Annotated in this window: 1 protein-coding gene; it reads left to right on the top strand. The window is 68.9% G+C overall.

Going from position 1 to position 438, the window contains the following annotated elements:
• Window positions 1-370, top strand: a 370-nt coding sequence (mscL, locus tag MPC4_RS02975) for a large conductance mechanosensitive channel protein MscL (protein WP_174511211.1), incomplete at its 5' end; no start/stop codon positions are given.
• Window positions 371-438 lie beyond the last annotated feature (68 nt).

The following is a 438-nucleotide window of genomic DNA, read 5'->3' on the forward strand; positions in this document are numbered from 1 at the left end:
GGGCGTGATCATCGGCGGGGCCTTCGGGAAGATCGTCGACTCGCTGGTGAACGACGTCATCATGCCCGTCGTCGGGCTGGTATTCGGCCGGCTGGATTTCTCCAGCCTCTTTCTGGTGCTCGGCAGTGTGCCGCCGGGCACTCCGGAGACGCTGGAGGGGCTGCGCAAGGCCGGCGTGCCGGTGCTGGCCTATGGCAGCTTCATTACCGTCGCGGTCAACTTCCTGATTCTCGCGTTCATCATTTTCATGATGGTCAAGCAAATCAACCGGCTCAAGCGCGAGACGCCGCCCCCGCCGCCGGCCGCTCCCGCCGCCGCGCCCGAGGACATCGTGCTGCTGCGCGAGATCCGGGACAGCCTCAGGCGCTGAGCGGGGCCGGGCCGGCCGGGGCGGCGGCAAGGCGCTGCGCCATGCGCACGGCCTCGACGAGGCTGGAC

Source organism: Methylocella tundrae (assembly GCF_901905185.1).
Taxonomy (GTDB): Bacteria; Pseudomonadota; Alphaproteobacteria; order Rhizobiales; family Beijerinckiaceae; genus Methylocapsa; species Methylocapsa tundrae.